The organism is Rhodococcus sp. SGAir0479 (assembly GCF_005484805.1).
Classification (GTDB): Bacteria; Actinomycetota; Actinomycetes; order Mycobacteriales; family Mycobacteriaceae; genus Prescottella.
In genome coordinates, this window is sequence record NZ_CP039432.1 from 1,663,436 (window position 1) to 1,679,719 (window position 16,284).

Consider the following 16,284-nt stretch of genomic DNA (forward strand, 5'->3'; position numbering starts at 1 on the left):
GGGCCGTTCGTCACTCCCGCGGGGGACGGCACACCATGACCGGGCACGGCGCGTGATGGAGCAGGTTCTGGCTCGTCGACCCCAGGAGGGCGCCGCGGAGGCGTCCGCGCCCCCGACTCCCGACCACCACCAGGCAGGCGCGTTGCGCGTGGTCGAGCAACGCCGCCGCCGCGCCCCGCCGCTCGAGTCGCGCGTCGACCGGCACGCCGGGGTGGCGGGTGCGCATCGCCGCGAGCGCCTCCGCCAGCACCGCACGCTCCTCCGCCTCGACCTTGGCCCAGTCCACCAACCGGAAGGCCCCGTGTCGGTGCACCGGCCGATCCGGACCCCACGCGTGCACCGCGTCCAACGGCGCCCCGAACAGGGCCGCGTACTCGAACGCCGCCGCGAGCGCCCGGGCGCTCGCGGCGCTTCCGTCCACGCCGACGACGACCGGCCGCGCATCGTGGGCCGCCCCGGGCCCGCCCCGATGGATCACCACCGGGCACCGCGCGTGCTGGGCGACCCGCTGCCCGGTGGATCCGACCAGTGCGCCGCCGAGACCGCCCGCCCCCGTGGCTCCCAGCACCAGCAGTTCCGCTTCCGCACCCACCTCGAGCAATGCGGACGCGGGCGGACCGGGGTAGGTGCCCGCCGAGCACTCGACGTCCGGGTGGGCGGCCGTCACCCGCTCACGCGCGCGGGCGAGCACCTCGTGCGCCGACTCCTGCAGGCGCTCCTCGAACCCCGCCTGGATCAGGGCCGACGCCTCGCTCATGTACACGCCGGGGGTGGGCAACGCGTGCGCCACGTGTACCGGCAGCCCGCGCAGGGCGGCGATTCCGGCGGCCCAGTCGAGGGCGTCGAAGGCCGCGTCGGAGTCGTCGACGCCCACCACCACCGCACCCCGTCCGGCGTCCGCCACCCCGTTGGTCGCCCGGTCCATCACACACCTCCGGTCATCGACGGGTCGGGCCGCATCCGCTGCGCGGTCCCCACCGAGATCTGCTGGCCGGCGGCCACCTCGTACTCGCTGCCGTTGACGTTGACCCGGATGGGGGGAGCGGCACTGGCCTTCGTCGACAGCGTCAGCTCCCGGTGGTCGCAGCGCAGACGCACCCAGTGGTCGCGGTACCGGATGTCGAACTCGAGAACCTCGAGTTCGTCGGGCAACAGCGGGTGCAGCCACAACACGTCCCCGCGGATGTCGAATCCCGTGTAGCACCGCTGCAGGATGTCGACACTGCCCGCCATCGCACCCAGATGCACGTCCTCCCGCGTCGTCCCGCCCTGGGTGTCCGACAGATCCGCCTCGAGTGCCTCACCGAGCATCTGCCACGAACCTCGCCGGTTGCCGCGCGCGAGCACCCATGCGTGCGCGACGCGGCTGAGCGTCGACCCGTGCGTCGTCCGGTCGAGGTAGTACTCGACGGTCGCGGGGATCGTCGCCGGATCGAACGGGCAGCCCAGTTGGTGCAGCAGCGACGTCAACTCCTCGGCGGTGAAGAGGTACAGCAGCATCAGCACGTCCGCCTGTTTCGACGCGCGGTACCGGATGCAGCTGTCGCCCTCCGCCTCGAGGATCAGGTCCAGCCGGCCGATGTTGCCGTACCGCGCCCGGTAGGCGTCCCAGTCCAGCTCGGCGAGCGACTCGTACCCCTCGAACTGGGCCAGCAACCCGTTCGACAGGAAGCACACCCGCAGCCGTCGGCGCATCCGGTCCCACAGTTCGAGCTCGTCGGCGCCCACGTCGAGTCGCTGCCACAGCCCGAGGTCCTCGTTCTCACCGAGGATGCGGTAGGCGTCGAGGGCCCGCGCCAGCGACCACGCGCACATCACGTTGACGTACGCGCTGTTGTCGATGCCGGTGCCCGGCCGGTCCGGGTACCCGTCGTGGAACTCGTCCGGGCCCATCACGCCGCGGATGTCGAAGCGGTCGTCGACCGGATCGTGCACCGCCAGACTCGCCCAGAAGCGCGCGTTCTCCACCAGCAGCTCGGCACCGAACGCGGCCAGGAAACCCAGGTCGGCCGTCGCCTCCCAGTAGTGCCACACGTTGTACGCGACAGCCAGGTTGACGTGATACTGGCGGCGCGAGTGGTCGGGCATCCAGCGACCCGACCGCGGGTTGAACAGCACGCGCGGGGTCTCCTCCCGGCCGTCGCTGCCGCTCTGCCACGGAAACAACGCCCCGGCCAAGCCCTGCGCGGCCGCCAGGCGGCGGGCCTGCGGCAGACGCCGGTACCGGTACAGCAGCAGCGCACGCGTCAGCTCGGGCAGCCGCATGTTGAGCACGGGAAACACGAACACGTCGTCCCAGAACACGTGCCCCCGGTACGCCTCACCGTGCAGCCCCCGCGCCGGCACCCCCACGTCCAGGTCCGCGGTGTGCGGCGACAGGGTCTGCAGCAGATGGAAGATCTGGACGTCGGTGGCCTGCCGCGCACGCACGGGGGCACCCAGCGACACCTCGAACCGGCGCCACAGGGCATCCCATGCCTCCACGTGCGCGGCCAGCAGGTCCGCGTAACCGTGCGCCGACAACGCCGACTCCTGCGCCGCCGCCAGCGGCTCGGAGATCGCGCGGTCCCGCGACGTGTACACCGCGACGACCTTCTCGACCTCGACGCACTGTCCGGCACGCACCTCGACCGCGACGTGGTCCGCCACCGCGTCCAGCTCGAACCGGCGGGTGTGGGTGGTCGGTACCCCCAGCCCGTCCACCCGCACCCGCGTGCGGGCCGCCTCCGCCACCTGCACGCGGGACTGGCTGGTCTGGGCGCGCAGCCACACCCCGTCGGGCCCGACGCCGCCGACCGCCACCTCGGTGAGATGGCGGTCGGCGAACTGCGCCAGATCGGGCACGTTGGAGTTCCGCACGTTCGCGTCCAGCACCGACCGCACCGCCAGCGTGCCCGACCAGTTCTCCGGCCACAGCACGGTGTCGACCACCGCAAGATGCGGATCGGCCATCGACACGATCCGGCGCTGGCGGATCCGGGTCCGCCGGCCCTGCCCGTCGACCACGACCGATTCGCGCAGCAGCACCCCGCCGCGCATGTCGAGCCCGACATGGTGGTGCAGCATTTCGAACGAGCTCGCGGGGGAGAACCAGTCACCGCCCTCACCGCGGAAGGTGACGGCTGTCCAGTTGGGCAGATTGACCAGGCTCTCGTCCTCGTGCCGCATCCCGTCGACCCGCGACGTCAGCCGGTTGTAGCACCCGGCCACGTACACCCCGGGATAGTGGACGCCGTCCGCGCGGGACTCCGACAGCGCACCCCGCGCGCTCATGTACCCGTTCGCGAGGGTCGACAACGCCTCGCGGGTGCCCTCGTGCACCGGGTCGAACCCGGTGAACATCAGCAGCCACTCCGTCCCCGTGGTGCCGGTCAACGCGCACAGCTCGCACTCCGGGTCGAACTCCGCGCGTTCGGCCGTCATGACATGTCCCTCCGTTCAGTCGAGCGTCGGGGCGGTCCACACCACCCGGGTGCCGCGCCCGCCGGTCGAGGCGAGCTCGAACGCGCCGCCGACCTCCGCGGCCCGCGCGGCGAGATTGTCCAGACCTCCGTACGGTCGCGGAATTCCGCCGCCGCACCCGTCGTCCGCGATTTCCACGGTCACACGATCGGTGACGTCCACCGCCACCCGGATCGTGTCGGCACCCGAGTGCCGCACCGCGTTGCTGACCGCCTCCCGCACCACGGCGTCGAGGTGATCGGCCACCACCGGGGACAGGTCTGCGAGGCGCCCCCGTACCTGTACGTCCGCCTCGACGGGCGTGTCGGCGGTCAGGTCCGCGACGGTTCGGCGCAGCCGCTGTCCGAGTGGCAGCGTGTCGGCGCCCTCGTGGAGGTCGAAGATGGCCGTCCTGATGTCGGCCACCACCTCCTGCAACTCGTCGATGGTCCCGTCGATCCGCGCCCGGACCTCGGGCGCGGACACCCGGCTCAACGTGCCGTGCAGCGACAACCCGGCGGCGAAGAGCCGTTGGATGACATGGTCGTGGAGGTCCCGGGCGATCCGGTCCCGGTCGGCGAGCAGCACCAGCTCGCGACTCTCGCGCTGCGCGGCCACCAACCGCAGCGCCAGCACCGCCTGATCCGCGAAGGCCGTCATGAGGGCGAGCTGATCGGGTTCGAACGACGGGCGCCCCCGCCGGCGCAGCGTCACGAGCACCCCGGTGACGCCGTCGGCGGCCGGCAGCGGAACGATCAGCGCCGGACCGAACGCCTCGAGCGCCCGATCGAACGGGGCGTACGCGAGGCTGTCCGCGCGGCAGGGCGCCCGCATCCGGAAGGCCCTGCCGGTGCTCGAGCGCATCACCGGCAGAAGACTCCCCACGAGCCGCGCGGATTCCGGTCCCGCCGCGACCGCGATCTCCAGGTCCGCGACGTCCGTCGGCGCCTCCTCCGGGTCGGTGGGCATGGCCAGGAACGACTGGTCCGAGTCGGTCAGTTCCAGTGCCCGGTCGGCGACGACCTGGAGGGCGTGCCGGGCGTCGGTCGGCGCGAGCAGCGCCGTGCCCACCTCGTGCAGCGCCGCGAGCCGCAGGTGTCGTCGTTCCGACAGCTCACGCAGCCGGGCGTTGTCGAGCGCGGTCGCGGCCGCGGTGACCAACGCGTCCGCGAGCGCCTCGTCCTCCACGGAGAAGGCTCCGCCGTCTTCCCCGTCGCGTTCCGCGCCCACCAGCCGAAGCGTCCCGAACATGCTCTCGCGCAACCGAATCGGCAATTCCAGTACCGCCGGCGCACCCGCACGCCCACCACGGTCCCGTCCGCCCGTACCGTCGTCCCCGACGGTCACGCGTGCCAGGTGCGTGCCGCCGCCGTCACCGACCTCGATCACGCCACGGCGCGCACCCGTCAGTTCTCGGGCCGCGACCACGATCCGGCGCGCGATCTCGCGCAGATCCTCCCCGGCCGACACTTCGACCAACGCCTGCGTCAGGTCCGCGAGACGTGCACGCACGGGGCACGACCGATCGACCAACTCGTGCCTGCCGAGTCGATCCGCGGGGCCCGGGCCCTCACCCGGCCTGAAGCTGGGGGACACGCCGTCATTGTTCCACGGAAGCCCCGATCATCCGGGGACGTCGACACACCGCCGAGGATTGGGACGAGACGATCCGGGGAATGAGCATGCAATGACCACCCGACACTTCGTCAACGAGCCCGAGGACGTCACCCGGGAAGCGCTCGAGGGACTGCAGCTGCTGTACCCGGATGCCCTCGTGTGCCACACCGATCCGACATTCGTCGTGCGCGCGGGCGAACGCCCGTCCAAGGTGGCGCTCGTGTCCGGGGGCGGGGCCGGGCACGAGCCGCTGCACGCCCGGTTCGTCGGTACCGGCATGCTCGACGCCGCGGTACCGGGAGCCGTCTTCTCGAGCCCCACCGCGTTTCAGGTGCGATCGGCGATCGAGACCGTCGACACCGGTCACGGGACACTGCTGATCGTCAAGAACTACACCGGCGACATCCTGAACTTCTCGATCGCCGCCGAGCTGCTCGACGGGGATCGCGCCGTCGAAATGGTGGTTGTCGACGACGATCTCGCCACCGACGACCTCGCGCCGGACGGTCCGGGCCGGCGCGGCACCGCGGCGGTCGTCGCGGTCGAGAAGATCTGCGGGGCCGCCGCCGAACGCGGGGACACGCTACGCGAGGTTGCCGACCTCGGCCGCCGGGTCGTGGCGTCCTCGTCCACACTCGGGGTGGCACTGCGGGCGGGCACACCCCCCGGGCACAGTAGGCCGTCGTTCGAGCTGGGGGAGAACGAGATCGAGTTCGGTGTGGGAATCCACGGCGAACGCGGCCGCGGCACCCGCCCCCTCACTCCGGTGCACGAGCTGATCGACGACCTCGTCGGCCAGCTCGTCGCGGCAGGACGGATCGCCTCGGGCGACGACGCCATCGCGATCGTCAACGGCCTCGGCGCCACCCACGAACTCGAACTGGCCATCGCCGCCCGGGAACTGGCGCGTGCCCTCGACCGCCGCGGCATCGGGCACGCCCGGCTGATCGCCGGGTCGTTCGTCACCTCCTTCGACATGCACGGCCTGTCCATCACCCTCGTCCGGGCGGCCGACGACCTGCTCGAACTGTGGGACGCCCCGGTACGCACCCCCGCGCTGACGTGGTGACCGGAGACGAGGAGAGGCACATGACCGCCCTGCAGCTGCAGCCCACCCGCGACTGGATCCGGCGTTTCGCCGCCGACGTCGAGGCGCAGGTCGACGTGCTGACCGACCTGGATCGTCAGGTAGGCGACGGCGACTTCGGTTTCAATCTGCGCTCCGCCCTGCGGGTGGCCCTCGCCGAACTCGACGCGCACCCCCCGAACCGCCCCGGCGAGGTGTTCACCCGCGTCTCGGACGCCTTCCTCGACACCGGCGGTACCAGCGGGCCGCTGCTGGGACTCTGGTTCGGCCGCCTCGCCGACGTCGGCGGTGACGGCGTGTCCGCCGGTGAGCTCGCCGCGGCATGCGACACCGCCACGCGGGCCGTCCGACGGCTCGGCAAGGCCGAGGTGGGACACAAGACGATGGTCGACGCCATGGTCCCGGCCGCCGAGGCTCTGTTGGCCGCGGCGGCGCGCTCGGACGACGTGCTGCCCGCGCTGGCCGCCGCGCGGGACGCCGCCGAACAGGGCGCCCAGTCCACCCGCGAGATGGTCGCCCGGCGCGGACGGGCCAGCTACGTCGGAGAGCACGCCCGCGGCGTCGTCGACCCCGGGGCCCGCGCGATCGCGATGTTCTTCGCGGCGGCCCCGAACGCACGGTAGCGGTCCAGGCAATAGGCCCGACCCGTCAGCGACGCACCACGTCGAGCACCCGCTGCGCCATGTGCGCCATGCCCGCGGCGTTGGGATGCAGTGGGCTCGCGGACGGACCGGCCTGACGTCCCTCGAACCATCGTCGATCCGGGGCGGCACACGCGTCGTGCCCCTGGGTGCCGGGAACGACGTCGACGTACTCGGCGCCGGCGGTCGCGGCCGCCGTCGCCAGGACCCCGTTGACCGTCGCGAAGAACCCCGTGGCCCAGGCGGCGTCGGCGTCGCTGAGCGGGAGATTGGGCCAGCACCCGCGGTCACCGAAGAGTCCACCGTGCCCGACGAGGACTATCCGAGCGAACGGCACCTTCGCCCGGATCGCCACGAGTGTCGACCACACCTTGGGGGCCAGATCCGCCAGCGCCGCCGCCGCGTCGAGCGTCAACGCCGGATCGGTGCGGCACCGCGCATCGGCACCGGGACCGCTCGTGTAACAGCGGGAGACGAGTGTGGGCCAGCGCAGGTCGTTCCCGCCGATGCTGAGGGTCACCAGCGTGGTGTCCGGTGGGATCCGGTCGATCTGCGGAGCCATCGCGCCGGTGGAGGTCTGTTGCGGCGTGTTCGTCACGTTCTCGGTCCGCGCCCCGGAACACGACAGGTTGAGAAAGGACGTCGCGTGCACGCCGCGCGCGACGAGGTTCGGGTAGCCGAGCTCCGAACGGTTGCAGCCGTTGGTCGCCGCGATCCGGTCGAGTGACGGTCCGGCAGCTCGGGAATCACCGAGCGCGACATAGCGCACCGTGGAGCTCGCCGGGTCGCCGGACGTGGTGGCCGGCAGCGCGAGTGACACTGCGGCGACGGTCGCGACGACGGCGGCGGTCACTGCCGCGCGAACTCCAACGGTCTTCATGATCAGGAGTATCCGCGACGAACGGCGTGGCGTGAAGGAAATTCTCGGAGAACTTTCCCGTCCCGGAGAGAAGACGCCGAAGGATCGTTTGTTGGACGCATTCGAACGTCCGGCGGCACCGCCCGCATTCGTCACTGTGACGTATTCAGGCCCGGGCGTGGGAAGGCAAGGGAGGGGGCGTCATCAGTTCGGCAGCCTCGGCGAGTCCGGGATCCGGCCGCCACCAGGAGCCGCCGAGCCCACACGGACAACGGAACCCGACGCAGCGCGTCGATGACAGTGGTGGTGAATTCTGCCCGCTCGATACGAACGCGTCGACGGGCACGCGACCGTCGCGACAACGACGTCGCGCGACCCGAGGAGGCAAACGCGTCGCGGCGCCGTGAACGGAAATACTTCAGTTGCTGCGTGCGACGCGTCAGGGTGCGAAGTGTCAGCGCGGAAGTCGGCGCGGGCGTCACGACGTGATATCGCCAGGTCACCGTTTCGCCGATAATCCACATTATGTCAAGTAATGCAGATTGGGCAGTTCCCCGGAGAGCCCGGGCGGACCGCCCGGACTCACTGAGCCCCCAACGGGCTTAGGTCATTCGACCGACCGCACGCACTCCTGGCGACATCGCCGTATTGTGCCGAGCGCGCTTCGGATCCGTTCCCTGCCGGTGGAACCTCCGGCATCACGCAGCACGTGACCCGCCCGTTCCGGATGCGCTTCGGACCGCCGACCTGACATCGTCGATGTACCGACGCCCGCACCGATCCGACGGCCGTCCGAACTCGACGCACCGACGCGCTCCGGTGCGTGACCGCGTTGTGCACCGGCATCCACGTCGCATTCGGATTCGACGCGTCGACTCGTCCGCAGCGTGCACCCGTCTGCGACGACGCGTCGGTTGCCGTCGAATTCTCGCGTTGTCCACGTAATCCAAGCAGCCCAGCCGGCGTCACTGCGATGTACGGTGTACGCGGCGGACCGCACTGCCCCGCACCGCCGCCTCCAGGCCCGCTCCACTCTCATGGATAATGACGAATATCCATGTCCGAGAAGACGTTTCGGGCGGAGGCTGCGTCTACCTCCGGCTCGACCGGTCAGGCCGCGGCGGCCGTCCGCAGGTCGGCGACGAAAGCCGCGTAGGCGTCGTCGCGATCCTCGGGCGAACCACGCAGGATGGACGACGGATGCACGGTGGCATACACGACGGGGTGCTGCCCCGCCGCCGAGACACTGTAGTCGTCGATACGGAGCTCCTCCCCTCGGTGCGCCGTGACGCGGAACGACGGTCCGAGCAGCGACTGTGCGGCAGTTGCGCCCAGGCACAGCAGCACTCTCGGCTGGACGGCCCGGATCTCCGCGACGAGCCACGGACGGCACGCCACCACCTCGCCGCGACTCGGCTTCTGATGGATTCGTCGTTTGCCGCGCTCGGCACGGGTGAACTTGAAGTGCTTGACCGCGTTGGTCAGGTAGATCCGGCGGCGATCGATGTGGGCGTCGGCGAGCGCGCGCATGAGCAGTTTGCCAGCCGGTCCGACGAACGGCGAGCCGGCGAGATCCTCGGCGTCGCCGGGCTGCTCCCCCACCAACATCAGTTCGGCCGTGGCGGGACCCGCCCCGAACACCGTCTGCGTCGCGGGACGAAAGAGGCCGCAGCCTCGACAACTGCGGGCGGCCTCGGCGAGTTGCCCGAGTCCGGCAGACTCGGGCACGAACGGCGCGGCGCCGTCCGACTCACGGCGGTGCGCCCGGGCCGCGGGCGGCTCGCTGCGGCGTTCGGTCTTCTCGCTCATCCTTGTCGGAGTGCCCCGATTCGGCACTTCTCAAACCGGACGGCCTGCGCACGATGAGCCGCTCGGACTCGCGCCGCGGGCCCGAGCCCGACGTACGATGAACGCATCCTTGTCTTTCCCGATGCGTCAGGAGGACACGTGAAGCATCCGCACTCCGTGCGTCGTCTCGACTGGGCAATCGAGTGAGTCGCTCGGTCGAGCACACCGACAGGTACCGGGACGTGGGCCCGGTATTCGAATCCATGGCGACCCTCGACCGCACGGACCCCCGGTATCGCAGGCTCCGCGACACGGTCGTCACGCGCTGCCTGCCGCTGGCCGACCACATCGCACGGCGCTTCGACGGCCGCGGCGAGTTCCACGACGACCTCGTGCAGGTGGCCCGTGTGGGTCTGGTCAACGCCGTCAATCGCTACGACCTGCGCGTAGGTTCCGACTTCGTGTCCTTTGCGGTGCCGACCATGCTGGGTGAGGTGCGCCGGCACTTCCGTGACACGGGGTGGGCCGTTCGGGTGCCGCGCCGCGTCAAGGAGCTCCACCTCGAGGTCACCCGCTCCACGATGACGATGGCGCAGCGCCTGGGACGCACCCCGACGCGGAGCGAGATCGCGGCGGATCTCCGGATCGGCGAGGACGACGTCGCGGAGGGTCTCGCGGCGGGCAACGCGTACCAGACCGACTCCGTCGATGCCGGCACGTCCCGCGACGACCACTCCCATCCGCTCAGCGAGACGCTGGGCGGGGACGACGCCGAGCTGGCGGCCGTCGAGGACCGTGAGGCACTGCGGCCGGCGCTCGACGCGCTCCCGGAGCGGGAGCGCCGCATCGTGGTCATGCGCTTCTTCGGGAACCTGACCCAGAGCCGGATCGCGGAGGAACTGGGCATCTCCCAGATGCACGTCTCGCGGCTGCTGGCCCGTTCCCTGGCGTCGCTGCGCCGTCAGCTCGAACGGTGAGTGCCCCGGTCACGCCCGATCGACGAGTTGTTCGTGGCCGGCCTTCCGCGCACAGTTGGCGCAGCAGAAGATGCGGCTCTCGTCCTCGACACCGTGGCCGAGGATGCGGCATCCGCAGTGCCCGCACACCGGTGCCATTGCGTGCGCGGCGCATTCGAAGCTGTCGAAGATGCCCCGACGGTCGCCCATCACCACGGTGAACGCCTTGTCGTATTCGTTGCCACATGTCTCACACGTCGCCATCGTTCGCCTCCTCGTCGAGTGCGGCCCGTACCGGGGCCGGATTCGCTGCACGACTACCCGCAATCGCGGGACCGTACACGCGGTGCCGGGAGGGCCGGAAACGACGATGTCCCCGCCGGGACTGGCCGCGGCGGGGACATCGGAACGTTAGGGCCAGGCACACGTCGGGGGGTGCGCCTGGCTTCCACCAATCTAAGAGAACGGCGGCAGTGGGGAAAGTTCCCCAAGGGTGAATTCGGGGGTGAAGTGTGGATGCGGAGGTTACACCCCGCTTGCGAGCATCGCTCGGGGCCGGGACGCGGGCGCGGTTGCGCGCCGCAGCCTGCCGCTAGACTCGTCCGCACGGATCGAACACATGTGCTGTTCCGTCCGCGACGAGTGGCTGAGGAAGGAAGTTGGAGCGAACCGGCGTGAGCGACGATGGACGACTTCTCGACGCCTGGTTCGGCGAATTCCTGGTGCACCGCAGCACCGCCAAACCGTCTCCCCACACCCTCAAGGCGTACCGGCAGGACTTTGCGGGGATCTGCGAGCACCTGTCCGCGCAGACCGGGGTGCCGGCGCAACAGCTCACCGTGGACGTGATCACCAAGCAGGCGATGCAGCAGGCGTTCGCGTCGTTCGCGGCCACCCACGAGGTGGCGTCGATCCGGCGTTGTTGGTCCACCTGGAACACCCTGTGCGACTTCCTGTTCTCGCTCGACGCGATCGTCGCGAACCCGATGTCGGCCGTGCTGCGACCCAAGGCCGCCAAGCGCATCCCCAAGGCGCTGCCCGCGGACGCCGTGGCGCGGCTGATCGCGACCCTGCAGGAGGACGACCGGGACGGTGTCCGGCCGTGGGGCGAACGGGACTTCGCGATCATCCTCACGGCGTTGCTCACCGGGATGCGGTCGTCGGAGCTGATCGCCGTGAACATCGGTGACGTGCGGGGTGTCTCCGAGGCGGGCACCGACGCGGTGCGGGTGATCCTCGTGCGCGGCAAGGGCAGCAAGGAACGTGTCGCGACCGCGGAGCCGGCACTGGTGGCCACCCTGACGGGATACCTGGAGTCGCGCGCCGCGCGCTTTCCCGACTCGACCAAACGCCGGGTGCCTACGGATGCGGCCGTGTGGCAGCGATTCCGCGGTAGCGATCCCCTGTTCGTCGGCGCCGACGGGGCGCGCATCACCCGCGGGACACTGCAGTACCGCGTGCTGCGGGCCTACCGGCGCGCCGGGATCAACGGTGAACGCGCCAAAGGTGCCCTGACCCATCAGTTCCGGCACACGTTCGCCACCAACATGGCCGACGAGAACGTCAGCATCTTCACCCTCATGCGGATGCTGGGGCACGAGTCGATGAACACCACGCAGGTCTACACGGAGGGCGCCGGGACCGGCGTGCGGGAGGCGGCGGCCCGTAACCCGCTCTACCGCCTTCTCGACGGCGTCTGACGTTTCGCGAAGTTCATCGGCAGTTCTACCGATTCGGGTCCGCGATCGCGTTCTGCCTGGAAGACTGGGCCACGCGAGAAACCCACGCGTCGGTATTCGGCCGTGCACGCCGCGTCCCGCCCGCGGTGCATCACTCTCGCTCAGCGAGACCACCCTGCGACGAGCCCCTACTTCGACGCGAGGTCGTGACCAGGGGTTATGCCCGTTTCCGCAGGTCGTCTTGGTGACCTGCGTCATGCCCCGGTCCCACTGAGTGCGCACGCCGGATGGGCCGGGGACGTGAGTTGCCACACTGTGACCAACGGAACAGGACTGTGGCCCACCTCTAGCCTCGTTCGCCCGTGGACGCGATGACCTCGCGATTCTTCGCTCTTCCCGCAGCACCGCCCGTATTCCCGGGCCGTTCGAGAGTCTGGACAACTACTTCAGTGACAGCTACTGCAGACACCCGCGCCGACGGCGCGCCACCGGCGCGTGGCCGGTTCAACCGGAAGCGCCCCGCCTGGGTGATCATCGGCGTCCTCATGCTGGTCGAGATCATCAGCGCGTTCGAGACGTCGATGGTGTACGCCGCCATCCCCACGTTCATCAAGGAGTTCAACAGCGACGCCGCGACGGTCGGCTGGGCCGTGACGGCCTTCCTGCTGGTCGCGGCGGCGTCCGCCGCGGTGTGCGGCCGCCTCGGTGACATGTACGGCCGCGAGCGCGTCCTCGTGGTCCTGCTGGCCGCGGCCGCCATCGGCTCGGTCATCAGCGCGATCGGCGACAGCATCGGCAGCATCATCGTCGGGCGCGCCATCCAGGGCGTCGCCGGCGCGATCCTCCCGCTGTGCATCGGCCTGGCACGCGAGCACCTGCCGGCGATCAAGGTGCCGGTCGCGATCGCGGTCATCTCCGGTTCGGCGGTCGCCGCCGGTTCCGCGTCGCTCCTGGTCGCCGGTTACATGCTCGACCACGCCAGCTGGCACATGATTTTCGTCGTCGCGGCCGTCTACGCGGTGATGGCGCTGCTGCTGGTGCTGTTCGTCCTGCCGTGGCGTCCCCCGGTGGGCACCACGCAACGCGTGGACTACCTCGGCACCGTCGCGTTCGCGCCGGCCATCGCCGCGGTCCTGCTGGGCATCAACAAGTCCGGCGCGTGGGGGTGGACGGACGCCAAGACCCTGGGTCTCATCATCGGCGGTATCGCGGTGCTGGCGCTCTGGGTGCTGTGGGAACTGCGGGTGACGGACCCGATCGTCAACGTGCGCCTGTTCACCGACCGCAAGGTCGCGCTCACGATGCTGGCCACCCTGGCGATCTCCGTCGGCCCGCTGGGCATCAGCACCATGATCATCCCGCTGATCCTGCAGTCGCCCACGTCGGCGCCGTTCGGTCTGGGCATCTCCCCCACCAACGCCGGCTGGCTGTCGTTCATCGGATCGATGTTCGGCTTCGTCTGCACCCCGCTCAGCGGTCGCATCTCGCGGGCCGTCGGGTCCCGCTCGGCGATGCTGCTCGGCACCACGCTGTTCACGATCAGCTCCGCGATGCTCATCATCTTCCACGACTCGGTCGCCGGCATGGTCGCGATGATCATCACGGTGTCGGTGGGCACCGCGTTCGCGTACACCGCGATGCCGAACCTCATCGTCGAGGCGGTGCCGGAGTCCAATACCAGCGAGGCGACGGGCACCAACTCGGTGCTGCGCACCGGCGGTCAGGGCATCGGTACCTCGATCGCGACGATGCTGCTCGCGTCCTCGGCGACGGCGGCCGGCAGCGCCGCCCCCACGGTCAGCGGTCTCAACACCGTCGCGACCATGATGGTGGTGCTCGGTCTGGTGACGATCGGCTTCACGCTGTTGATTCGCCGCGGCAGCGTCTTCAAGGACGCCTGACGCGCGCCGTGTGACGTCGGCCCGATGGGCGGCGGGAGGGCCTCTCCCGCCGCCCATCGGCGTATCCAGGGGCCGGTCGAGTTGGCAGGACGCGTGACCGAGCGGCGGCTACCGTGACAAGGGTCAGCACGTTTCGTCGACCCCCGAAGGAGCGCGCCATGAGCACCCCCTCGCCAGAGCCGCATCGTCACCGTGTCGTGGTCATCGGATCGGGATTCGGAGGCCTCTTCGCCACCCAGGCCCTCAAACGCGCCCCCGTCGACGTCACCCTCGTCGCCCGGACGACGCACCACCTCTTCCAGCCGCTGCTGTACCAGGTGGCCACCGGCATCCTGTCCGTCGGCGACATCGCGCCGGCCACCCGGATGGTGCTGCGGAAACAGAAGAACGTGGAGGTGCTGCTCGGCGACGTCGAGGCGATCGACCTCGCGGCCGGCAAGGTCACCTCGCGTCTCCTCGAGCGCGAGACCGTGACCGAGTTCGATTCCCTCATCGTCGCGGCCGGAGCCGGGCAGTCCTACTTCGGCAACGACCATTTCGCCGAGTTCGCGCCCGGCATGAAGACCATCGACGACGCCCTCGAGCTACGCGGGCGGATCCTCGGCGCGTTCGAGCAGGCCGAGCTGTCCGACGACCCCGAGGAACGACGCCGTCTCCTCACCTTCGTCGTGGTCGGCGCCGGACCCACCGGCGTGGAGTTGGCCGGCCAGATCGCCGAGCTGGCGCACCGCACGCTGGCCGGGGCGTTCCGGCGCATCGACCCGCGCGAGTCCCGCGTGATCCTCCTCGACGGTGCCCCCGCGGTGCTGCCGGTGTACGGGGGCAAGCTCAGCCGCAAGGCCGCCGAGCGTCTCGAGAAACTCGGCGTCGAGATCCAGCTCAACGCGATGGTGACCGATGTCGACGTGGACGGGCTCGTGGTCCGGCACAAGGACGGTTCCGAGACTCGCATCGAGTCCCAGTGCAAGGTGTGGTCGGCGGGCGTGCAGGCCAGCCCGCTGGGCCGCCAGTTGGGCGAGCAGTCCGGGGCCGAGGTGGACCGCGCGGGCCGGGTGCACGTGAACCCGGATCTCACCCTGCCCGGTTATCCGAACGTCTTCGTCATCGGCGACATGATGTCCCTCGACAAGTTGCCCGGCCTCGCCCAGGTCGCGATGCAGGGCGGCAAGTACGCCGCGAAGCAGATCAAGGCGAGTCTCGACGGCGCTTCGCCCGGCGACCGGCCGCCGTTCAAGTACTTCGACAAGGGCTCGATGGCGACGATCTCCCGGTACAGCGCGGTCGCCAAGGTCGGCAAACTCGAGATCACCGGCTTCATCGGCTGGGTCATGTGGTTGGTGATCCACCTGATGTACCTGATCGGTTTCCGCAGCCGGCTGTCGACGGTGATCTCGTGGACCGTCTCGTTCATCGGCCGCGGACGCGCGCAGATGGCGTCGACCGAACAGCAGGTGTTCGCGCGCAACGCGATCGACGAGCTGCAGGAGCAGAGTCGATCGCGTCACGCCGACCGATCACGCGAGGCCGGCTGACCGGCCCCGCGTCACTTGTTGCCGAGCGACGACGTCTCGGTGATGTTCTGCAGGCGCACCTGTCCGCGCGCGACGAGGCGCTCCTGCTCGTCGGTGACGGTGACGAGCCAGAGCTGCTGCGAGCGACCCCGGTGCACCGGGGTCGCTTCGGCGAAGAGGACCCCGTCCCGGGCGGCACGGAGGAAATCGGTGTTGTTGTTCACGCCGACGACGTGACCGCGGTCCCCCAGCCAGAGGCTCGCGGCGATGCTGGCGACGGACTCGATCACCGCGCAGTGCACGCCGCCGTGCATGATCCCCCACGGCTGGTACAGCGCGGGGGTGACCTTCCACTGGGCGCGGACGCGGTCGGCGGTCAGTTCGGTGAACTCCAGGCCCAACGCCTCCCCGAAACCCTTGTTGAGGAACGCGTTGACCTCGGCCGGATCTGCTCCGTCCGCCAGTCCCAGTGCGCGCTCTGCGTCGCTCGCCATGCTCAGCTCCCTCGTCCCCGGCGGCCGCAGTGCGGCACCCCTGCCGCCCGGCCACCGATCGAATATGTCTCCCGTCATCGTGATCCACAGCGCCCCGGCGGCCGCAACCGGCCCCTTCGAGGCACGAACCGCTCATGTCATGCCGATGAGTTTCCGGGCGTTGCGCCGTCCATACCTCTGGCTGCAGCTGACGACGACGGAAGGGTTCTGCGATGAGGAGCACGAGTGGGTGATTCCGGTGCGGTACTTTTTTCTCGATCGCGTGGCTGGTCGTAGTGCTGTTCCAACCATGAGGGCCATGATGAGTGCG

At 70.2% G+C, this 16,284-nt stretch carries 13 protein-coding genes; 6 read left to right on the top strand and 7 right to left on the bottom strand.

Going from position 1 to position 16,284, the window contains the following annotated elements; all coding sequences use genetic code 11:
- Positions 1-10: 10 nt before the first annotated feature.
- From E7742_RS07705 to E7742_RS07715, 3 genes are read right to left on the bottom strand one after another with little or no spacing between them, the layout of a single operon-like run.
- The gene (locus tag E7742_RS07705; RefSeq protein ID WP_137798416.1) at positions 11-925 is read right to left on the bottom strand and encodes a universal stress protein; all 915 of its coding nucleotides are present in this window, start codon (positions 923-925) and stop codon (positions 11-13) included.
- A complete protein-coding gene (locus E7742_RS07710) occupies positions 925-3,423 on the bottom strand; it encodes a glycoside hydrolase family 65 protein (protein WP_137798417.1) in 2,499 nt (832 codons plus the stop codon). Before E7742_RS07710 ends, E7742_RS07705 begins: the two co-directional genes overlap by 1 nt.
- A 15-nt stretch (positions 3,424-3,438) precedes the next feature.
- Positions 3,439-4,953, bottom strand: a complete 1,515-nt coding sequence (locus E7742_RS07715) for a sensor histidine kinase (protein WP_137798418.1) — start codon at positions 4,951-4,953, stop codon at positions 3,439-3,441.
- A gap of 175 nt (positions 4,954-5,128) precedes the next feature.
- Between E7742_RS07715 and E7742_RS07720 the strand changes: the two genes are divergently transcribed.
- Both E7742_RS07720 and dhaL read left to right on the top strand, forming a co-directional pair.
- Positions 5,129-6,127, top strand: coding sequence for a dihydroxyacetone kinase subunit DhaK (locus tag E7742_RS07720; RefSeq protein WP_137798419.1), 999 nt, complete (start codon positions 5,129-5,131; stop codon positions 6,125-6,127).
- Positions 6,128-6,147: 20 nt separating this feature from the next.
- Complete coding sequence (dhaL, locus tag E7742_RS07725) at positions 6,148-6,768, top strand: dihydroxyacetone kinase subunit DhaL (RefSeq protein WP_137798420.1); 621 nt, start codon at positions 6,148-6,150, stop codon at positions 6,766-6,768.
- A gap of 25 nt (positions 6,769-6,793) precedes the next feature.
- Here dhaL and E7742_RS07730 read toward each other — a convergent pair whose 3' ends face one another.
- The gene (locus E7742_RS07730; protein ID WP_137798421.1) at positions 6,794-7,666 is read right to left on the bottom strand and encodes an SGNH/GDSL hydrolase family protein; all 873 of its coding nucleotides are present in this window, start codon (positions 7,664-7,666) and stop codon (positions 6,794-6,796) included.
- A gap of 1,089 nt (positions 7,667-8,755) precedes the next feature.
- The gene (locus E7742_RS07735) at positions 8,756-9,454 is read right to left on the bottom strand and encodes a UdgX family uracil-DNA binding protein (protein WP_137798422.1); all 699 of its coding nucleotides are present in this window, start codon (positions 9,452-9,454) and stop codon (positions 8,756-8,758) included.
- Positions 9,455-9,624: 170 nt separating this feature from the next.
- Here E7742_RS07735 and E7742_RS07740 point away from each other — a divergent pair, with 170 nt between their 5' ends.
- A complete protein-coding gene (locus E7742_RS07740) occupies positions 9,625-10,410 on the top strand; it encodes a SigB/SigF/SigG family RNA polymerase sigma factor (protein WP_175420589.1) in 786 nt (261 codons plus the stop codon).
- Between the two features lie 9 nt (positions 10,411-10,419).
- Here E7742_RS07740 and E7742_RS07745 read toward each other — a convergent pair whose 3' ends face one another.
- Positions 10,420-10,653, bottom strand: a complete 234-nt coding sequence (locus E7742_RS07745) for a hypothetical protein (protein WP_137798424.1) — start codon at positions 10,651-10,653, stop codon at positions 10,420-10,422.
- Positions 10,654-11,063: 410 nt separating this feature from the next.
- On the opposite strand from E7742_RS07745, the gene E7742_RS07750 reads away from it, so the two are divergent.
- The 3 genes from E7742_RS07750 (at position 11,064) to E7742_RS07760 (ending at position 15,501) form a co-directional block, all read left to right on the top strand.
- Positions 11,064-12,089: a tyrosine-type recombinase/integrase gene (locus E7742_RS07750; RefSeq protein WP_254699191.1), complete on the top strand. Its 1,026-nt coding sequence runs from the start codon at positions 11,064-11,066 to the stop codon at positions 12,087-12,089.
- Positions 12,090-12,595: 506 nt separating this feature from the next.
- Positions 12,596-13,969, top strand: a complete 1,374-nt coding sequence (locus E7742_RS07755) for an MFS transporter (protein WP_137801091.1) — start codon at positions 12,596-12,598, stop codon at positions 13,967-13,969.
- Positions 13,970-14,127: 158 nt separating this feature from the next.
- Positions 14,128-15,501, top strand: coding sequence for an NAD(P)/FAD-dependent oxidoreductase (locus tag E7742_RS07760; protein WP_137798426.1), 1,374 nt, complete (start codon positions 14,128-14,130; stop codon positions 15,499-15,501).
- 11 nt (positions 15,502-15,512) lie between these two features.
- Here the strand turns inward: E7742_RS07760 and E7742_RS07765 are convergent, their stop codons facing one another.
- On the bottom strand, positions 15,513-15,974 hold the full coding sequence (locus E7742_RS07765; protein WP_137798427.1) for a PaaI family thioesterase: 462 nt from the start codon (positions 15,972-15,974) through the stop codon (positions 15,513-15,515).
- Positions 15,975-16,284: the final 310 nt, after the last annotated feature.

Coding starts and splice junctions, on each gene's coding strand:
- E7742_RS07760 (WP_137798426.1), top strand. CDS start 14,128: ATGAGCACCCCCTCGCCAGAGCCGCATCGTCACCGTGTCGTGGTCATC.
- E7742_RS07720 (WP_137798419.1), top strand. CDS start 5,129: ATGACCACCCGACACTTCGTCAACGAGCCCGAGGACGTCACCCGGGAA.
- E7742_RS07705 (WP_137798416.1), bottom strand. CDS start 925: ATGGACCGGGCGACCAACGGGGTGGCGGACGCCGGACGGGGTGCGGTG.
- E7742_RS07745 (WP_137798424.1), bottom strand. CDS start 10,653: ATGGCGACGTGTGAGACATGTGGCAACGAATACGACAAGGCGTTCACC.
- E7742_RS07735 (WP_137798422.1), bottom strand. CDS start 9,454: ATGAGCGAGAAGACCGAACGCCGCAGCGAGCCGCCCGCGGCCCGGGCG.
- E7742_RS07765 (WP_137798427.1), bottom strand. CDS start 15,974: ATGGCGAGCGACGCAGAGCGCGCACTGGGACTGGCGGACGGAGCAGAT.
- E7742_RS07710 (WP_137798417.1), bottom strand. CDS start 3,423: ATGACGGCCGAACGCGCGGAGTTCGACCCGGAGTGCGAGCTGTGCGCG.
- E7742_RS07730 (WP_137798421.1), bottom strand. CDS start 7,666: ATGAAGACCGTTGGAGTTCGCGCGGCAGTGACCGCCGCCGTCGTCGCG.
- dhaL (WP_137798420.1), top strand. CDS start 6,148: ATGACCGCCCTGCAGCTGCAGCCCACCCGCGACTGGATCCGGCGTTTC.